Here is a 931-nt window from a genome sequence, read left to right as displayed (position 1 = left end):
ATTGACGTTATCGAAAAGGCCGTCCAGATTTCCCATGATACCATCGACGAGCAGACCTTTCAGCCATTCAACGATTGCGTCGATGATAAAGTCCATACATCAGCTCCTTTTCTGGAAAAAGGGACAACGGGTGACACTTAGCTGAACAGGCCGGACAGCAGAGGGATAAGCTGAAGGCCGATCAGAACGACACCGCCGCCAGCCATGAGCTGCTTAATGCCCTGTGATTTTGCCGCAGGGTTGTCCGACCCGTAACCTTCCAGAAGGTTGATGACGCCCCATACCGCCAGACCGGCGCCAAGAGCCATGACCAGAATTTTGAGAATGTCGATTGCCTGATTGAAAAATTCCATATATGTTCCTCCATTTTGTTTGTTTGATGGTTTTGGGTACAAAAAAAGCCGCCCACATCGGCGGCGCTTCGGGTCATCATGGCCCGAAGTTACACGAACTCGTCGCTTTCCAGATCATCGAAGTTCAACAGGTCAGCTTCTTCGTCTGTGTCGGAGCCGTCCACTTCGTACACCGTGTATTCGTCCTCCGGCTTTAGTCTCAATGGCCGGTGGCGGAACAGGCTTTCCAAGCGGAAGGCGTTTTTCTTTTTATCAAATTCGGCTGTGTACTTGTAATTCGGGTGCTTTTTCAAGTCATACTTCGGGGACAGGAAAGGCGGGAGCCCCCTAAGCTGCAAGATACATTTATCTCCGGGCATGGTGGTGATCTCGCTGGTGGTCATCAGCTCCCGGCCAAGCCGCTGCATATTCTGGCTGTAACTTTCAGACTGTCCACGGCTTCGGCCCTCGGTCTGCATGGAGATGGTGGCCTTGCCCAGCCAGTTTTCCGAAATATCCTTTAGGGTGGAAGCCTCCCGGCCTCCGAGGAATACGATACTGTCCATGTTGCCCATGATGGTTTCGGAATGGTCTTTGTA

At 51.9% G+C, this 931-nt stretch carries 2 protein-coding genes; both read right to left on the bottom strand.

All coding sequences use genetic code 11. The annotated features are described in order from the left end of the window. Positions 1 to 137: 137 nt before the first annotated feature. The gene (locus tag H8711_RS13810; RefSeq protein WP_016306504.1) at positions 138 to 353 is read right to left on the bottom strand and encodes a Maff2 family mobile element protein; all 216 of its coding nucleotides are present in this window, start codon (positions 351 to 353) and stop codon (positions 138 to 140) included. 89 nt (positions 354 to 442) lie between these two features. Further along, a partial coding sequence (locus H8711_RS13805) for a TraM recognition domain-containing protein (protein WP_249283903.1) occupies positions 443 to 931 on the bottom strand: 489 nt, incomplete at its 5' end.

It is taken from the genome of Ligaoa zhengdingensis, assembly GCF_014384885.1.
Lineage (GTDB): Bacteria > Bacillota > Clostridia > Oscillospirales > Ruminococcaceae > Ligaoa > Ligaoa zhengdingensis.
The sequence above is the reverse complement of the archived record's forward strand: the minus strand, read 5'-3'. Positions and strand labels throughout refer to the sequence as shown.